This window comes from Streptomyces sp. NPDC058697 (genome assembly GCF_042715345.1).
Classification (GTDB): Bacteria; Actinomycetota; Actinomycetes; order Streptomycetales; family Streptomycetaceae; genus Streptomyces; species Streptomyces liliifuscus.
This window is the reverse complement of record NZ_JBHXSU010000027.1, coordinates 74,855-88,854: the sequence shown is the minus strand read 5'-3', so window position 1 is coordinate 88,854 and position 14,000 is coordinate 74,855. Positions and strand designations below refer to the sequence as shown.

Sequence of the window (14,000 nt, the reverse complement as noted above, 5' to 3'; positions counted from 1 at the left end):
ACGGCAACTCCCGCCCCGGCCACCGAAAACGGCCCCCAGACAAGCACAGCGGGACCCAAGGGGGAAGAGCTGTTCAGGCCTCGGCCCGCTCGGACATGGCCGGCGCCGGACCGTGACAATGTAGCTCTACTTAAAGCAACGTGGAGAACTCTTCACTTGTGCTGCGCTGTCGACGTCGGGCACGGTTGTGGATCATGCAGCCCAACTCCCCATGGCGGACGCCCGACTTCAGGACGCTCTTCAGTGCGACCGCGCTCAGCCAGCTCGGCACGAACGTCAGCTGTGTCGCCGTCCCGCTGATCGCCGTGGCCGAACTGGACGCGAGCCCCGGCCAGGTCGGCGCCCTGGCCACGTTGAGCACGCTCGCCTTTCTGCTCATCGGCCTGCCCGCCGGGGCCTGGGTGGACCGGATGCGTCACCGCAGGGTGCTGATCGCGGCCGACCTGGCGCGGGCCGTGCTGTTCGCCTCCGTCCCGTTGGCCTGGTGGCTGGACGCGCTCACACTGGGCCAGTTGTACGCGGTGGTGCTGCTGAACGGCTGCGCCACCGTCTTCTTCGACGTCGGTTCGCAGAGCACCCTGCCCGGACTCGTCGGCCGCGAGGCCCTCGTGCAGGCCAACGCCGCCATGATGAGCCTCATGGCCGTGAGCAATGTGGCGGGCCGGAGCGCGGGCGGCGCGCTGGTCCAGTTCCTCACGGCACCGGTGGCCGTTCTCTGCACGGCGGCGAGTCATCTGGCCTCCGCACTCCAGTTGACCCGCGTCCGCTCCGGTCAGGCGCCGCCCGCACCGGGCCGTACGGTCGGACTGCGCAAGCAGATCGGCGAGGGGGTCCGCCACGTCTTCGGCAATGTGGAGCTGCGTGCCCTCGCGCTCACCGCCGCCCTCACCAACCTGGGCTCGCAGATCATCAACACCATGCTCCCCGTGCTGTTCGTGCGCGAACTGGGGCTGCCCGCAAGCGCGTTGGGCCTGTACTGGGCGGCTGGCGGCGTCGGCCTCCTGCTCGGCGCCCGCTGCGCACGCCCCCTCGCCGGGCGCCTCGGATACGGCCGCACCCTCGGCGTCATGGGCCTGTGTCTCGCGCCCGCCGGACTGCTCGTCCCCCTCATCGATCGCGGACCGTGGCTGTGGCTCGCGGGCGCCGGGGGAGTCCTCGTCCTGTTCAAGACGGGCGTGGACAACGTGCTCGGAGTGAGTCTGCGCCAGCGGATGACCGCGGACGCGCTCCTCGGCCGAATGAACGCGACGTTCAGGTTCGTCCTCACCGGCGCCCTCGCCGTCGGCGCGGCCGTGGCGGGGCTGATCGGTGAACTGGCCGGTGTGCGCGCCACGTTGTGGGTCGGCGCCGGACTGCTCGCCACGGCCTTCCTGCCGGTGTTCCTCTCCCCGGTCCGCGGACGCCGCGAACTGCCCCACGAACAGCCCTTCGGAGCAGTACCCGTCACAAAGAACTGACCGCACGCTCCAGGGCATCCGCCACCCGGTCCGTATCGGCCTCTGTCGTACGCCAGTTGCTGAACGCGGCCCGTAGCGCGTGCGTCCCCTCGTAGACGGTCGGCGTCATGAACGCCTCGCCGGATTCGGCGACGGCCCGGCCCAGCGCGTGAACCCGCTCCCGGGTGGGATCCTCGTCGAGCGTGAAGCACACGATGTTCAGGCGGACCGGCGCGAGCAGTCGCAGGCCCGGGGCGTCCGTGATCCGGTCGCCGAGGCGCCTGGCGAGTGCGACGTTCCGTTCGACGATCTCCCGGTGTCCCTCACGGCCGTACGCGGTGAGCGAGAACCAGGCAGGGAGCGCGCGCAGCCGACGCGAGTTCTCGGGCGTGAGGTGGACGAAGTCGGGCTCGCTCGTGGGCGGTCCCATATACGGCGACGCGTTGTGGAAGACCCGCACCTGGAGATCCCGGTGGCGGGTGAACTGCACGGCCGCGTCGTAGGGCACGTTGAGCCACTTGTGCAGATCGACGCAGACCGAGTCGGCGGCGTCGAGGCCGTCGGTCAGATGCGCGTGCTCGGGGGACAACGCGGCGAAACCGCCGAACGCGGCGTCCACGTGCAGCCAGAAGTCGTACCGCTCCTTGAGCCCCGCGATCGCCCGCAGGTCGTCGAAGTCGACCGTGTTCACGGTCCCGGCATTGGCCACGACGACGGCCGGGCGCCCGCCCAGCGCTTCGAGCGCCTCGGCCAGCCGCGCCACGTCGACGGCTTCCCGGCCACCGGGCAGCACCGGCACCGTACGCAGCCGGTCGCGGCCGATGCCCAGGACGGACAGGGCCTTGGGGATGCTGGAGTGCGGGCTGCCGGACAGCACGTCGACCGGCCCGAGCGCGGCGGCACCCGCCTCGGACACGGAGACGCCCAGACGCTCGCCCAGCCATTCCCGCGCGAGGGCCAGCCCGACGGTGTTCGAGGCGGTCGCACCCGTCACGAACGCGCCGGTGTGCGCCTCGCTCAGCCCGAACAGTTCCCGCAGCCAGCCCAGCGTCTCGTGCTCCAGCGCGGTCGCCGACGAGTCGCCCCTGCCGGTGGCGTTCTGGTCGTACGCGCTGGTCAGCCAGTCCCCGGTGAGCGCGGCCGGGGTCGCGCCCCCGGTCACGAAGCCGAGATAGCGCGGGCCCGCGGAGGCGGAGAACCCCGGCGCCCACCGCTCGGCGAAGCGCGCGAGCGCACCCTCGGCACCCGCGCCTCCGGCGGGCAGCGGCTCGGGGTCCGGAGCCTTGCCCAGGTGGGCCACGGGCCGTGTGTCGAGCTCCGACACCTCACGGGCGGCGAAGTCACGGGCGGACTGGAGGAGTTCGGGGAGCCGGGAGAGATCGTCGGCGAGTACGCGGTCCATGAGCGGCAGCGTAGGCAGGCGGCCATACGGAAATCCCGGTCCAGTCGGGGGAAACTGGCCCTATGTCGGCGGGCGTCGCCGCCGCCCTCGATGGACCGTGGTCGGAACCCCCGACGCGGCGGGAATGCCTCTCGTCCGCCCCTCGTCACCGCGAGCGCCGCAGTACGCCCCGCTGCCGGGCGCCCCGGTCGGGCGGCGCCAGGACCTTCTCCGCCGCGGCGATGAACTGTCTGCGGGCGTCGATGAGGTCACTGTCCGCCTGACCGTTCTGCACGAGGCGGTCGTCGAGATCCAGCCGCATGCGCCAGACGTCCGCCTGCCGGACGGCTGCCGCGTGGACGGTGTCGGCCAGCTCTCCCATCGGCGCGGGACCGGTGATGGCGACGTTCGTGGCCGCCCGGCTCAGTGCGCCCAGGGCGGTCATGGTCGGCTCCCACAGCCCCCGATGCTCGTCCTCGCTCCGCCATTCGAGGGCCACGCGGGCCTCGATGACGGCGTTGATGCCCTGTCGGAACGCCTCGCACTCGTCGAGCACGGTCGCGAAGGCGGCACGGCGCTCGTCGCGCAGACGGTGCCGGACCTGGAAGGTCTCCTGCTCCTGTGCCTGCCGACGCGAGGACCTGGCATGGAGAAGCGGTCCGGTCAGCCCGGCGGTCAGGGTTCCCCCTATGCCCAGGGCGGTCGCCCAGATGACCGTGTTGGCTTGGTCCATGCGGCACATCATGCCGCCGTGACACCCGTCAATGGCTGAACTTGACCGATTGATACGGCAGTTGGGCCGCCGCAGTCCTTGTCCGGCACTTGCCGCGTTGGGAGCCGGCGGCCGGAAAGCGCTGGCGACAACCCCTGCGGGCGTGTGCTCGGCAGGGCGCCACGGGCTGGGTGTGGCACCCGCCACACGAGGCCGGGCGCGGCGCCCGAATGTCATCGTTTCGTCTCAGCCGGGCCGCCCCCACAACCCATGCCGCCCCGCGCGGGTCTAGCTGGCAGAGATTGACCGGAACGAACGAGAAAGGCCTGATCATGGGGGACACACGCAGACGGGCAGCCGTCGTACTGGGGGTCACCGCACTGGTGGCGCCGCTGGCCGTCGCGCTGGGCGCGGCTCCGGCCCAGGCGGCGAGCTGCACCACACAGACCGGCCCGTACCAGAAGAAGGTCGAGAAGTTTCTCGGCCGGCCGGTGGACGGCAGGCAGTCGGCCGCCGACTGCAAGGCGATCAAGGCCTTCCAGACCAAGCACGGCATCACCCCGAACATCGGCTACGCCGGTTCCGTCACCTGGGGCGTGATGGACCTGATGAACAAGCAGAAGGCCGTCGGGAAAAACCCCAACAAGGACGGCAAATGCCCGGTCAACAAGGGCCGCATCGCCTGTGTGAACCTCACGCTCCAGCTCAGCTGGATCCAGGACGGCAACACCCTCGTGTACGGCCCGGTGCCGGTCCGCACGGGCCGCAACGGCTACGAGACCCGCACCGGTCTGAAGAAGATCTACTGGCGGAACATCGACCACGTCTCGACGATCTACGACGTGCCCATGCCCTACAGCCAGTTCTTCGACGGCGGCCAGGCCTTCCACTCGGTCGGCGTGAGCATGTGGAACCCGCCGGGCTCGCACGGCTGCGTCAACATGACGAAGACGGACGCCAAGAAGTACTGGTCGCTCCTGAAGAAGAACGACGACGTCTACGTGTACGGCCGCAAGCCGGGCACCTGACCGGGCCGGCCGGTCCGGCCGCTCCTGAGAACGACCGGACCGCGCGGAAACGTCACGCCTCCGGGGCGTCCCCGAAGTCCGGGATCTCCAGCCTCGCCCCACCCTGCCGCGCCGAGTCGTGCGCGACGATGCCCGGCAGGGTGTAGCGGGCGGCCACCCAGGCGTTCACCGACGGCAATGTGCGGGTGTTCACCGCGGTGACGAAGTCGTCCACCAGGAAGTGGTGGCTCCCCTCGTGCCCGTTGTGCAGGTTGTCGAACTCCCGCGGCAGCCGCGCCCGGTCGTGCACCGGCGCCGAGCCGGAGGTGAAGGCGGCCCGCAGATCCGGCGCGATGTGCTGGAGGGACGGGTCGTCCGGAGACATGGTGGGCTTGGGCTCAAGGAACTCACTGATGTCCTTCACCCCCTTCTTGTCCTGCCAGAAGGCCACCGTCGCCAGCTGCTCCATACTGGCGTCCGTCCCGAAGAACCGGAAACGCGACTCCCGGATGTGCGAGGGATAGCCCACCCGCCGGAACTCGTTCGTACGGAACGAGCCGCCGCCCGCGACCTCGAACAGCGCGGTCGCGTTCGAGAAGTCGTTGCCGAACTGGCTGACGTCCTCGTCGAAGACGCCGTCCCCGCGATCGTCCTTGACTCCGATCGCGGACACGCTCACGGCGTGAGTCTGCCAGGCGCCGAGGACCCCTCCCACCGAGTGCGTGGGGTAGAGCAGCGGGGGATAGCTTGCGGTCGCCTTCCAGTTCTCGCCGCCGCTGTACTGGTAGGCCTCGTAGAACCCGAGGTCCATGTCGTGCACATAGTCGCCCTCGGCGTAGAAGAGCCGCCCGAACGCCCCGTCGGCGATCTGGTTGCGGGCGTGCACGGTCGCCGGGTTGTACTGGCTGGTCTCACCCATCATGTACGTCAGTCCGGTGGCCCGTACCGCGTCGATGATCGCCGCGATCTCCTCGCGGGTGATCGCCATGGGCACCGCCGAGTAGACGTGCTTGCCGGCGTTCAGGCCCTGGAGCACCAGCGGGCCGTGGGTCCAGCGCTGGGTGAAGATCGCGACGGCGTCGATCGCGTCCGACTCCAGCATCGCCTCGTACGAGGGGAAGGTCCCCGTCAGGCCTTCGGCGGCGGCCAGTTGCTCCGCTCGCTCGGGCAGGAGATCCGTGACGTGGACCTCGCCGACGCCCGGGTGGGCAAGAAACAGCTTCGCGAACTGGCCGGAGAACTGGCCGGCGCCGACGATGCCGAGGGAGAACGTCATGGAATGTGTGCCTTTCACTGTCCGGGGACTGACTGTCCGAGGATTCACTGTCCGAGGATGAAGTTGACCTGGTCGTTGGTCTTGGTCAGATCGCTCACCGGGGCGTCGTTGGCGTAGACGTCCTGCATCGCGGGGCGCACCAGGGAGTACACGTCCGCCGCGTAGTCGGTGATCGGGAAGGAGAAGGTGGTGGAGTCCTTCTTGTCGGTGACCGGTTCGGTGAAGGCGGACACGTCGATGCCCTTCTTCTTGTACGCGGCCACGGCGGCCTGGGTTCCCTCCGGGGTCGCGGGGAAGACGATGCCGTAGCCGCCGACGGTCTTCTGGCACTCGTTGGAGGCCAGGTACTGGACCCACTTCTTGGCGCCCGCCTTGTTGGGGGCGTTCTTGGTGATGGAGTCGGCCAGGCCGTTCATCATGGTGGCCCGCTTGCCGGTCGGGCCGGTCGGCGTGGGGGCGGTGCCGACATCGAGGCCCTTGGTGTCGTAGTAGGTGGAGATCATCCAGGCTCCGTCGAAGGAGGTCGCCGCCCTGCCGGAGGCGACCTGGGCGTTGGCCGGGTTGGCGCCGTCGGTGTAGTCGGTGAAGGGCGCGAGATAGCCCTTCTTCGCCAGACCGAAGTACCAGTCGACCACCGTCTGGAAGGTCTTGCTGTCGTACTGGTACTTGGAGCCCCAGCGGGCCTTGTCCGTGTAGCTCCAGCCCGCCGAGCCGGTGAACGGGCTCCAGGTGGTCTGCCCGTCGCTGTCGCCCGCGCCGCCGGTGGCGAGCCCGTAGACCTTGACGTTGTTCTTGTCGAAGCCCTCTTCGTCGCCGCGCTTGCCGTTCTTGTCGACGGTCAGGTGCGCGATGGTCTTCTCGAAGGTGCCGCCGTCCTTCGGGTTCCAGGCGAGGCCGTTGAGTTCCGCCGAGGAGAGCCCGGCGTCCTCGACCATCTTCTTGTTGTACATGAGGGCGACGGTGTCCCAGTCCTTCGGAGCGCCGTAGCGGTGGCCGTCCTGGCCGGTCCAGTTGGCGGCAAGGCCCGGCTGGTAGGCGGAGTTGTCTATGTCCAGGTCGTCCAGTGGCTCCAGCACGTTCAGGTCGGCGAACTGCCCGAACTTCTGGATGTGGTCGGTGAACACGTCGGGCTCGGTGCCCGCGATGAAGCTCGCGGTGAGCTTGGTCCAGTAGTCGGCCCAGCCCATCTGGGTGATCTTCACCTTCAGGCCCGGGTTCTGCTTCTCGAAGCCCTTGGCGCACGCCTGGTAGGCGGGCATCTGGTTGGCGTCCCACAGCCAGTACGTCACCGTGTTCGAGCCCGCTCCGGCGGCCCCGCCCTGCGCGCAGCCCGTCACCAGGGACAGCGCGAGCACCCCGGTCAGTGCCACGACCGTGCGTGTACGAATTCGCATGCCCGTCCCCTTACTTGATGCCGGTAAAGCTGATGCTGCTGACGATGCGGCGCGCGAAGAAGCCGAAGAGCACGAGCATCGGCAGCGCGGCGATGAGCGTGGCCGCCATCAGGCCGGACCAGTCGTAGCCGCTCTGCGGGGTCTGCGCCCGGAAGATGGCCAGTGCCACGGTGAGCACGCGCGAGCTGTCGCTGTAGGAGACCATCAGCGGCCAGAAGTAGTCGTTCCAGGAGGTGATGTACGTCAGCACGCCCAGCGTGAGGATCGGGGTGGACGCCATCGGCAGCATCACGCGGTAGAAGATCCGGATCTTCCCGGCCCCGTCGAGCAGGGCCGCCTCCTCCACCTCCCGGGGCACGTTCATGAAGAACTGCCGCATGAAGAACACGGCGAACGGCGTCATGAACATCGTCGGCAGGGAGATGCCCAACAGGGAGTCGACCAGGCCGAGTTGCTTGATGAGCACGAAGTTCGGCAGCAGCGTGAAGATCGTGGGCACCATCAGCCCGGCCAGGAACAGCCCGAACACCGTGTCCCGGCCGCGCCACCGCAGCCGGGCGAAGGCGTACGCGGCCATGGCGGAGAAGAGGATCTGGAAGACGGTGATCAGGGTGGACACGATCGTCGAATTGATCAGATAGCGCCAGAACTTGAGCCCGCCGCCCGAGCCGCCCTGGGCTATCGCCTCCTCGGTGGACTGCAGGCCCAGGGCCCGTTCGAAACCGCCGGTCGTCAGGTCCACGGGCAGCGGATCGCCGGGATGGGCCGCGAGCGCCGTGTTCGTGGACAGCGCGGTGCGCAGGATCCAGTAGAACGGCAGCAGGGTGATGAGCACCATCGCGGCCATCACCGTCCAGGCCACGACCTTCCCGGGGGTGATCCTTGGGCGCTGTGTGCGCCGTACCTTCGTCGTCGTTGCCGTCACGGCAGTCATGTCGGTCGCTCCTTTCTTCAGCCGAGGTCGGTCTGGCCGGCCCGGGTGAGCCGGTACTGGACAAAGGTGATCGCGCTCAGCACCACGAGCAGCGCCACGGACATCGCGGAGGCGTAGCCGAACTGGAAGCGGCCGAAGGCGGAGCCGTAGATGTAGTACTGCAGGACGTTGGTCGCGTTCGCCGGACCGCCCGCGGTGGTCACCGCGACGGTGTCGAAGACCTGGAACGAACCGATCACCGTCATGATCAGGACCACCGCGAGCACCGGCCGCAACAGCGGCATGGTGATCCGCCAGAACATCCGCCACTCGCTCGCGCCGTCCACCTTGGCCGCCTCGTACATATCGTTCGGGATGGCCTGGAGTCCGGCGAAGAGCAGCAGGGCGGTGTAGCCGACATGCCGCCAGACGTTGATCAGGGCGATCGTGGGAATCGCCCAGGTGTCGTCGGCGAGGAACGGGATGCGGTCGAAGCCGAGCCCGGCGATGATCTCGTTGCCGATGCCGAGCTGGGTGTCGAGCATCCAGAGCCAGACGATGCCGGCGACCACGTTCGACATCAGATACGGCGTGAGGACGATCCCGCGGAGTACCGCCGACTGGGTCAGCCGCTGGAGCAGCACGGCGATGGCGAGCGCCGAGACCGTCTGGACGCCGATGTTGATGAAGACGTATTCGACGGTGACCGTCAACGAGTCCCAGAAGATGGGGTCCTTGACCATGCGGACGTAGTTGTCGAGGCCCACCCACTCCGCCGGGGTCAGCAGATTGAAGCGGGTGAAGCTCAGATAGATGCCCCGCAGCGTCGGCCACAGCAGGAAGACCAGGAAGCCCAGCATGGCCGGAGCGATGAACAGGGCCGCGAGGGCGCCGTCACCACGTCCGCCACCGTCACGTTCTCGTTTCTCGCGGGTTCTCGGCTTCGGCTGTGTCCCCTCGATGTCGCGCACTGGCAGACGCGACGGAGGGCTGGAGGCGACGGTCATCAGGAGACTCCCTCGTCTACGGCTCGTCCTCGGGTCACTTACTTTTGGTCCGAAAGAATCCAGCCGTCAAGGGGTGTGCGTGCATCTTTCCTGAGGAGCTTCCGCGACATAGGGTGGTGTCATTACTTCTGTGCCGAAAGAAATGATGTGGGGGTTCGGTCGTGACCACACGTGCTGCCAGCTGGCTGCCGCTCAGTCCCGGTGAGCGTGCCGTCGCCATCGAGGTGCTGACGCACGGCCCCCTGTCGCGCAGCGACATCGCCCGCCGGCTCGACCTCTCCGCGGGCAGCCTCACCCGGCTGACGAAGCCGCTCATAGAGTCGGGTCTGCTGATCGAGGTCCCCGAGGGCGCCTCGCTTCCCGAGGTGCGCCAGGGCCGACCGTCCCAGCCCCTCGACATCGTCGCCGAGTCCCGCACCTTCGCCGGGTTCAAGATCACCCAGGACATGGTCTACGGGGTCGTCACCACCCTCAAGAGCGATATCGTCGCCCGCCGTGACCTGCCCATCACCAGCCATGACCCGGCCCATGTGGTGGACGTGCTGGGGGAGCTGACCGGTGCGTTCGCACGTGACTTCCCCGGTCTCGCCGGGATCGGCATCGGCCTGGGCGGCCGGGCCTCGGACCGGTCCGTTGTCGACGATTCGGCCTTCCTCGGCTGGCGCGACGTCCCGCTGGCCCGGCTCGTCGAGGAGCGCACCGGGCTGCCCGTCGTCGTCGACAACGACGTGGCCGCCCTCGTCGAGGCCGAGCGGTGGTTCGGCGCCGGCCGGGGCCTGGAGCGGTTCGCGGTGCTCACCATCGGCGCGGGTATCGGCTACGGACTGGTGAGTGGCGGCAAGCGGGTCGCGACCGCCGAGGACGGACTGGGCGTCGGCCGCTTCTGGATCGTGGACTCCAACGGCCCGCTCACCCCCGACGGCGAGCGCGGCAGCGCCATCTCCCTGCTGTCGATCCCCAGCATCCGCTACCAGATCAGGGCGGCCACCGGCCGCGACATCACGTACGACGAGATCCTCGCCCTCGCCGCCGAGGGTGAGCCCATGGCGGCCCGTGTCGTCGGCGAGGCGGCCCGCGCCCTGGGCACCCTGGTCGCGCAGATCGCCAACTTCGCCATCCCCGAGAAGATCGTCCTGGCCGGCGAGGGCGTGGGCCTGGTCGACGTGGCGGGACCGGCCGTCGAGGAGGCCATCCTCGCCAACCGCCACCCGCACGCGGAGCCGGTCAACCTGGAGACCAAGGTGTCCGACTTCCACGACTGGGCGCGGGGCGGCGCCGTGCTGGCGATCCAGGTGCTCGTCCTCGGCGCGGGGGCGGCCTGACCTGGCTGTGGAACGGCCGTCGGACATGGCTGTTGGACGGCCACCGGACAGGTCATGGGTTGGCTACCGGTAAGTAGTCCTGCTGACAGTGACTCCTCACATGGTCTTCACGCCGGGCCCCGTATGATTCACGGCATGTCCATCACTCACCGACGTGCACCCAGCGGGCCCAGGCGGTCGGCCGCCGAGGTCAACGAGGAGATCCGAGCCCTGTGGCTCCGGAGCGGTGGGACGCTGAGCGGCGAGCAGCGGCGGGAGTACCAGCGCCTCGTCCTGGAGTGGGCGGCGGCCTCTCCGCGCGCCCACTCGCACACGGATTCCGCCCGCTCGCACACGGACTCGTCGAAGGCCGCCTGACCGGTCCGGCCTGACCGGGCGAGCCGCCTCGCGAGCACCTCCGGAGCGCCTTCCGAGCACCTCCCGAGCTCTTTCCGAGCGCCTGGCGTCAGCCCTTCATCGCCCCCTGGAGCAGTCCCGCGATGAAGCTGCGCTGGAAGATCACGAAGAGGATCAGGATCGGCAGCATCACGATGATCGTCCCCGCCGCCAGCGTGGGGATGTCCGTGCTGTTCTGACCGACGAAGAAGCCGAGACCCGCGGGCGCCGTGTGCTTGGTCGTGTCCTGGATGAGCACCAGCACCAGCAGGAACTGGTTCCACGACCACATGAAGACCAGGAGCCCGAGCGTCATCAGGGACGGCCGGGCCAGTGGAAGCAGAATCCTCAGCAGGATCGTGCCCGACGAGGCTCCGTCGATACGGGCTGCCTCCACCAGCGACGGCGGGGTCGACTGGAAGTGGGTGCGCATCCAGAACACGCTGAACGGCATGAACAGCGCGATCTCCACCAGGATCACCCCCAGATACGAGTTGGTCAGACCGAGACCCCGCAGGTCGAAGTAGAGCGGGACCACGATCAGTTCGACCGGGATGGTGAGCCCGGCGATGAAGAACGCCGCGACCGCGTTGCCGCCCGGGAGCTTCATCGTGCCGAGCGCGTAGCCCGCCAGCGCCGCCAGGACCAGGGAGGCGGGGACCACGCCGACCGCGATGGTGAGGCTGTGCCGGATCAGGTCGGAGAACCCGGCCACCGACCACGCCTGCTCGTAGTTGTCCCAGCTCCACCGCTCCGGCCAGGTCAGTCCCACCACCGGCGTGCCCGCGGGCTGCAGCGAGGCGAGGAAGACACTGAGGAACGGGATCACGACGGCGATCGCCATGACCGTCAGCAGGGCGTAACCCGACCAGCGTTCCGGGCGCGTGGCGGTGTTCATGACTCCGACCTCGACAGACGGTTGATGAGGTAGACGATCCCGAGTATCAGACAGCCGAGGACGACGGCCAGGGCCGCGGCGAGCCCCACCTTGCCCTCGGAGAACGCCAGCCGGTACACGAGCAGGCCCGGGACCGTCGTCTGCTCACCGGGCCCGCCGTTCGTCGTCACGTACACGATGTCGAAGCTGGCGAGCGCGGCCACCGTGGTCACGGTCATCGCGACGGCGATTTCGCCGCGCAGGTGCGGCAGGGTGACGGAGACGAACTCCCGGACGGGCCCTGCCCCGTCGAGCCGGGCTGCCTCGTACAGGCTGGGGTCCACCTTCTGCACGCCGCTGAGGAAGAGCATCATGCACAGGCCGCTCAGCACCCAGGTGCCGACGAGGCCCACGGCGATCAGCGCGGCGCCGAAGTCACCCAGCCACGCCCGGGTCACCCCGTCCAGACCGACCGCGCGGAACGTCTGGTTCACCAGCCCGTCGTCCCCGTACAGCCAGCGCCAGGTCACGCCGACGGCGACGAGCGGGACGACCTGCGGCAGCATGAACAGGAAGCGGTACGCCCCCATGCCGGGCCGTCGGAAACGGGCCAGCAGACCGGTCATCGCAAGGCCGACGACGATGGGGATGAAGGAGAAGAACACCACCAGTACCAGGGCGTTGAGCACGGACCGGCGCAGGATGGAGTCCTGGAAGATCTCCTGGTAGTTGCCGAGACCGACCCAGTCGCCCAGCGTCACGCCGTCCCACTCGAACAGCGAGAGATACGCAGTGTGCAGGGCGGGCAGCACCGCGAAGCAGAAGTAGACGGCGAACGCGGGCAGCACATACACATAGCCGCGATACGCGCTGCGCCTGCGGGGGCCCCGGGACTGGACCCGGACCTCCGGCGACTCGACCCGGACGTCAGGGGGCTGTTGGACCGGCGGCCTACTCGGCATGGTGTTCCTCCCACTCGTCCTGCAGTGAGTCGAGGTAGTCCGAGGGATCTATGCGGTTCGCGATGAGTTTCTGGACGCCCGAGCGCAGCCGGTCGAGCATGGCGGGGGCGGCGAAGTCGGGGAACGTGGTGATCCCGTCGCCGGCGACGGCCCTGCGGTGGCCGTCCGCGATGTCGGCGAGCACGCCTTCCGGCTTCTTCACGGCGTCGGGGTTGGGCGGCATGAAGCCGTTGTCGCTGATGATCTGGCCGGCCTCGGGAGTGGTCAGGAAGTCGAGGAACGCGCCTGCCGCCTCGGGGTGTTCGGTCCTGGACGAGACGGCGTAGGAGACGCTGAAGCCCGAGGCCACGGTGGGGGAGGAAGCCTGCTCGCCCGGCATCGGGAAGAAGCCGACGTTGTCTCCCATGACGGTCGCCAACTGCCCGGCCGCCCAGTTGCCGTTGATGAGGAAGACGCTGTCGCCCTTGGCGAACTGGGCGGTGGAGTCGACCTGCGCGGTGCCGTTCGCGGAGTCGTTGTAGTAGCCCTTGCGGCCCCAGTCGATGACGAGCTTGCTCGCCGTGACGGCGGCCGGCGTCTCGATCGTCGCGCCCTTGGTGCCGTTGACCCAGTCCCAGTAATCGTCCGTCGGCATCAGCTGGTTGAGGAGCGCGGCCCACAGGTGCAGGCCGCCGGAGTCGAGCGCGCCGACCCCGAGTGGCGTCAGGCCGGCGTCCTTGGCCGCGGCGAGCTGGTCCTCGAACTCCGCCACGGTATTGGGCGGACCGTCGATCCCGGCCTTCTTGGCGAGCTCCTTGTTGTAGTAGATGCCGGTCATCGACAGACCCGCCGGGACCCCGAACAGGGCACGCCCGCCGGTGGCCTCACTGGTCTGCCCCGCCGTCAACTGGTCGAGGCTGACCGGGGGAATGGCCTTGTCCCAGCCGTACGCCTCCCGATAGGGCGCCAGGTCGAGGATGTGGCCGTCCGCCGCGAGATCGGTCATCCCGACCGCGTACTGCGCGATGTCCGGGGCGGTGTCGGACGTCATGGTGAGCTTCAGGTTCTGGACGTAGTCCGAGAACGTCTTGTACTGCGGCTCGACACTGATGTTCGGGTGGCCCTTCTCGAACGCGGCGATCAGCGCGTCGACCATCAACGGGGCGTCGGCGAACTGCAGGCGCAGGGTGATGTCCCCGTCCGGGACGGCGGTCGACGACGGCACACTGCGCGGACCCGGCACCGCGGCCGCGCTCCCGGGGGTCAGGGCGTCGCAGGCGGTGAGCGGCAGCACGAGGGCGGCGGCACAGACCGTTGCCGCGACGCGGCGGCGCACCCGGTGCGTCCTCTCCATCATCG

The 14,000-nt window shown here is 68.9% G+C and carries 13 protein-coding genes; 4 read left to right on the top strand and 9 right to left on the bottom strand.

Annotated features, from left to right (window positions below; genetic code table 11):
• Positions 1 to 194 precede the first annotated feature (194 nt).
• The gene (locus ACFWXQ_RS39355; protein ID WP_383939223.1) at positions 195 to 1,457 is read left to right on the top strand and encodes an MFS transporter; all 1,263 of its coding nucleotides are present in this window, start codon (positions 195 to 197) and stop codon (positions 1,455 to 1,457) included.
• Here ACFWXQ_RS39355 and ACFWXQ_RS39350 read toward each other — a convergent pair.
• Together ACFWXQ_RS39350 and ACFWXQ_RS39345 are read right to left on the bottom strand one after the other, a co-directional pair.
• Positions 1,444 to 2,838 carry a pyridoxal phosphate-dependent decarboxylase family protein gene (locus tag ACFWXQ_RS39350; protein WP_383939226.1) on the bottom strand — a complete coding sequence of 465 codons (1,395 nt, stop codon included), beginning with the start codon at positions 2,836 to 2,838 and terminating at the stop codon, positions 1,444 to 1,446. The genes ACFWXQ_RS39355 and ACFWXQ_RS39350 overlap by 14 nt on opposite strands.
• 145 nt (positions 2,839 to 2,983) lie before the next feature.
• Positions 2,984 to 3,550: a hypothetical protein gene (locus tag ACFWXQ_RS39345; protein WP_383939229.1), complete on the bottom strand. Its 567-nt coding sequence runs from the start codon at positions 3,548 to 3,550 to the stop codon at positions 2,984 to 2,986.
• A gap of 311 nt (positions 3,551 to 3,861) precedes the next feature.
• On the opposite strand from ACFWXQ_RS39345, the gene ACFWXQ_RS39340 reads away from it, so the two are divergent.
• A complete protein-coding gene (locus ACFWXQ_RS39340) occupies positions 3,862 to 4,557 on the top strand; it encodes a L,D-transpeptidase (RefSeq protein ID WP_200400703.1) in 696 nt (231 codons plus the stop codon).
• A 52-nt stretch (positions 4,558 to 4,609) separates the two neighbouring features.
• Here the strand turns inward: ACFWXQ_RS39340 and ACFWXQ_RS39335 are convergent, their stop codons facing one another.
• From ACFWXQ_RS39335 to ACFWXQ_RS39320, 4 genes are read right to left on the bottom strand one after another with little or no spacing between them, the layout of a single operon-like run.
• A complete protein-coding gene (locus tag ACFWXQ_RS39335) occupies positions 4,610 to 5,812 on the bottom strand; it encodes a Gfo/Idh/MocA family protein (RefSeq protein ID WP_383939234.1) in 1,203 nt (400 codons plus the stop codon).
• Between the two features lie 44 nt (positions 5,813 to 5,856).
• Positions 5,857 to 7,206: an ABC transporter substrate-binding protein gene (locus tag ACFWXQ_RS39330; protein WP_383939237.1), complete on the bottom strand. Its 1,350-nt coding sequence runs from the start codon at positions 7,204 to 7,206 to the stop codon at positions 5,857 to 5,859.
• 10 nt (positions 7,207 to 7,216) lie between these two features.
• Positions 7,217 to 8,140 carry a carbohydrate ABC transporter permease gene (locus ACFWXQ_RS39325; RefSeq protein ID WP_383939240.1) on the bottom strand — a complete coding sequence of 308 codons (924 nt, stop codon included), beginning with the start codon at positions 8,138 to 8,140 and terminating at the stop codon, positions 7,217 to 7,219.
• A 17-nt stretch (positions 8,141 to 8,157) separates the two neighbouring features.
• Positions 8,158 to 9,126, bottom strand: a complete 969-nt coding sequence (locus ACFWXQ_RS39320) for a carbohydrate ABC transporter permease (RefSeq protein WP_383939243.1) — start codon at positions 9,124 to 9,126, stop codon at positions 8,158 to 8,160.
• A gap of 161 nt (positions 9,127 to 9,287) precedes the next feature.
• On the opposite strand from ACFWXQ_RS39320, the gene ACFWXQ_RS39315 reads away from it, so the two are divergent.
• Both ACFWXQ_RS39315 and ACFWXQ_RS39310 read left to right on the top strand, forming a co-directional pair.
• Positions 9,288 to 10,448, top strand: coding sequence for an ROK family protein (locus tag ACFWXQ_RS39315; RefSeq protein WP_383939246.1), 1,161 nt, complete (start codon positions 9,288 to 9,290; stop codon positions 10,446 to 10,448).
• Positions 10,449 to 10,571: 123 nt separating this feature from the next.
• The gene (locus ACFWXQ_RS39310) at positions 10,572 to 10,805 is read left to right on the top strand and encodes a hypothetical protein (protein WP_383939249.1); all 234 of its coding nucleotides are present in this window, start codon (positions 10,572 to 10,574) and stop codon (positions 10,803 to 10,805) included.
• A gap of 88 nt (positions 10,806 to 10,893) precedes the next feature.
• On the opposite strand, the gene ACFWXQ_RS39305 is transcribed toward ACFWXQ_RS39310, so the two are convergent.
• Genes ACFWXQ_RS39305 through ACFWXQ_RS39295 form a run of 3 tightly spaced genes read right to left on the bottom strand, consistent with a single transcriptional unit; the run spans position 10,894 to position 13,998 of the window.
• The gene (locus ACFWXQ_RS39305) at positions 10,894 to 11,721 is read right to left on the bottom strand and encodes a carbohydrate ABC transporter permease (RefSeq protein WP_383939252.1); all 828 of its coding nucleotides are present in this window, start codon (positions 11,719 to 11,721) and stop codon (positions 10,894 to 10,896) included.
• Positions 11,718 to 12,662 (bottom strand): carbohydrate ABC transporter permease, encoded by a 945-nt coding sequence (locus ACFWXQ_RS39300; protein WP_383939255.1) that lies wholly within the window; start codon positions 12,660 to 12,662, stop codon positions 11,718 to 11,720. The genes ACFWXQ_RS39305 and ACFWXQ_RS39300 overlap by 4 nt, the downstream gene beginning before the upstream one ends.
• The gene (locus tag ACFWXQ_RS39295; RefSeq protein WP_383939258.1) at positions 12,652 to 13,998 is read right to left on the bottom strand and encodes an ABC transporter substrate-binding protein; all 1,347 of its coding nucleotides are present in this window, start codon (positions 13,996 to 13,998) and stop codon (positions 12,652 to 12,654) included. Before ACFWXQ_RS39295 ends, ACFWXQ_RS39300 begins: the two co-directional genes overlap by 11 nt.
• Between the last annotated feature and the right edge of the window lie 2 nt (positions 13,999 to 14,000).

Bases quoted from the DNA above. Each gene is read 5' to 3' on its own strand.
- ACFWXQ_RS39300 (WP_383939255.1), bottom strand. From the start codon at position 12,662: ATGCCGAGTAGGCCGCCGGTCCAACAGCCCCCTGACGTCCGGGTCGAG.
- ACFWXQ_RS39320 (WP_383939243.1), bottom strand. From the start codon at position 9,126: ATGACCGTCGCCTCCAGCCCTCCGTCGCGTCTGCCAGTGCGCGACATC.
- ACFWXQ_RS39325 (WP_383939240.1), bottom strand. From the start codon at position 8,140: ATGACTGCCGTGACGGCAACGACGACGAAGGTACGGCGCACACAGCGC.
- ACFWXQ_RS39295 (WP_383939258.1), bottom strand. From the start codon at position 13,998: ATGATGGAGAGGACGCACCGGGTGCGCCGCCGCGTCGCGGCAACGGTC.
- ACFWXQ_RS39340 (WP_200400703.1), top strand. From the start codon at position 3,862: ATGGGGGACACACGCAGACGGGCAGCCGTCGTACTGGGGGTCACCGCA.
- ACFWXQ_RS39345 (WP_383939229.1), bottom strand. From the start codon at position 3,550: ATGGACCAAGCCAACACGGTCATCTGGGCGACCGCCCTGGGCATAGGG.
- ACFWXQ_RS39350 (WP_383939226.1), bottom strand. From the start codon at position 2,838: ATGGACCGCGTACTCGCCGACGATCTCTCCCGGCTCCCCGAACTCCTC.
- ACFWXQ_RS39335 (WP_383939234.1), bottom strand. From the start codon at position 5,812: ATGACGTTCTCCCTCGGCATCGTCGGCGCCGGCCAGTTCTCCGGCCAG.
- ACFWXQ_RS39330 (WP_383939237.1), bottom strand. From the start codon at position 7,206: ATGCGAATTCGTACACGCACGGTCGTGGCACTGACCGGGGTGCTCGCG.
- ACFWXQ_RS39305 (WP_383939252.1), bottom strand. From the start codon at position 11,721: ATGAACACCGCCACGCGCCCGGAACGCTGGTCGGGTTACGCCCTGCTG.
- ACFWXQ_RS39355 (WP_383939223.1), top strand. From the start codon at position 195: ATGCAGCCCAACTCCCCATGGCGGACGCCCGACTTCAGGACGCTCTTC.
- ACFWXQ_RS39310 (WP_383939249.1), top strand. From the start codon at position 10,572: ATGATTCACGGCATGTCCATCACTCACCGACGTGCACCCAGCGGGCCC.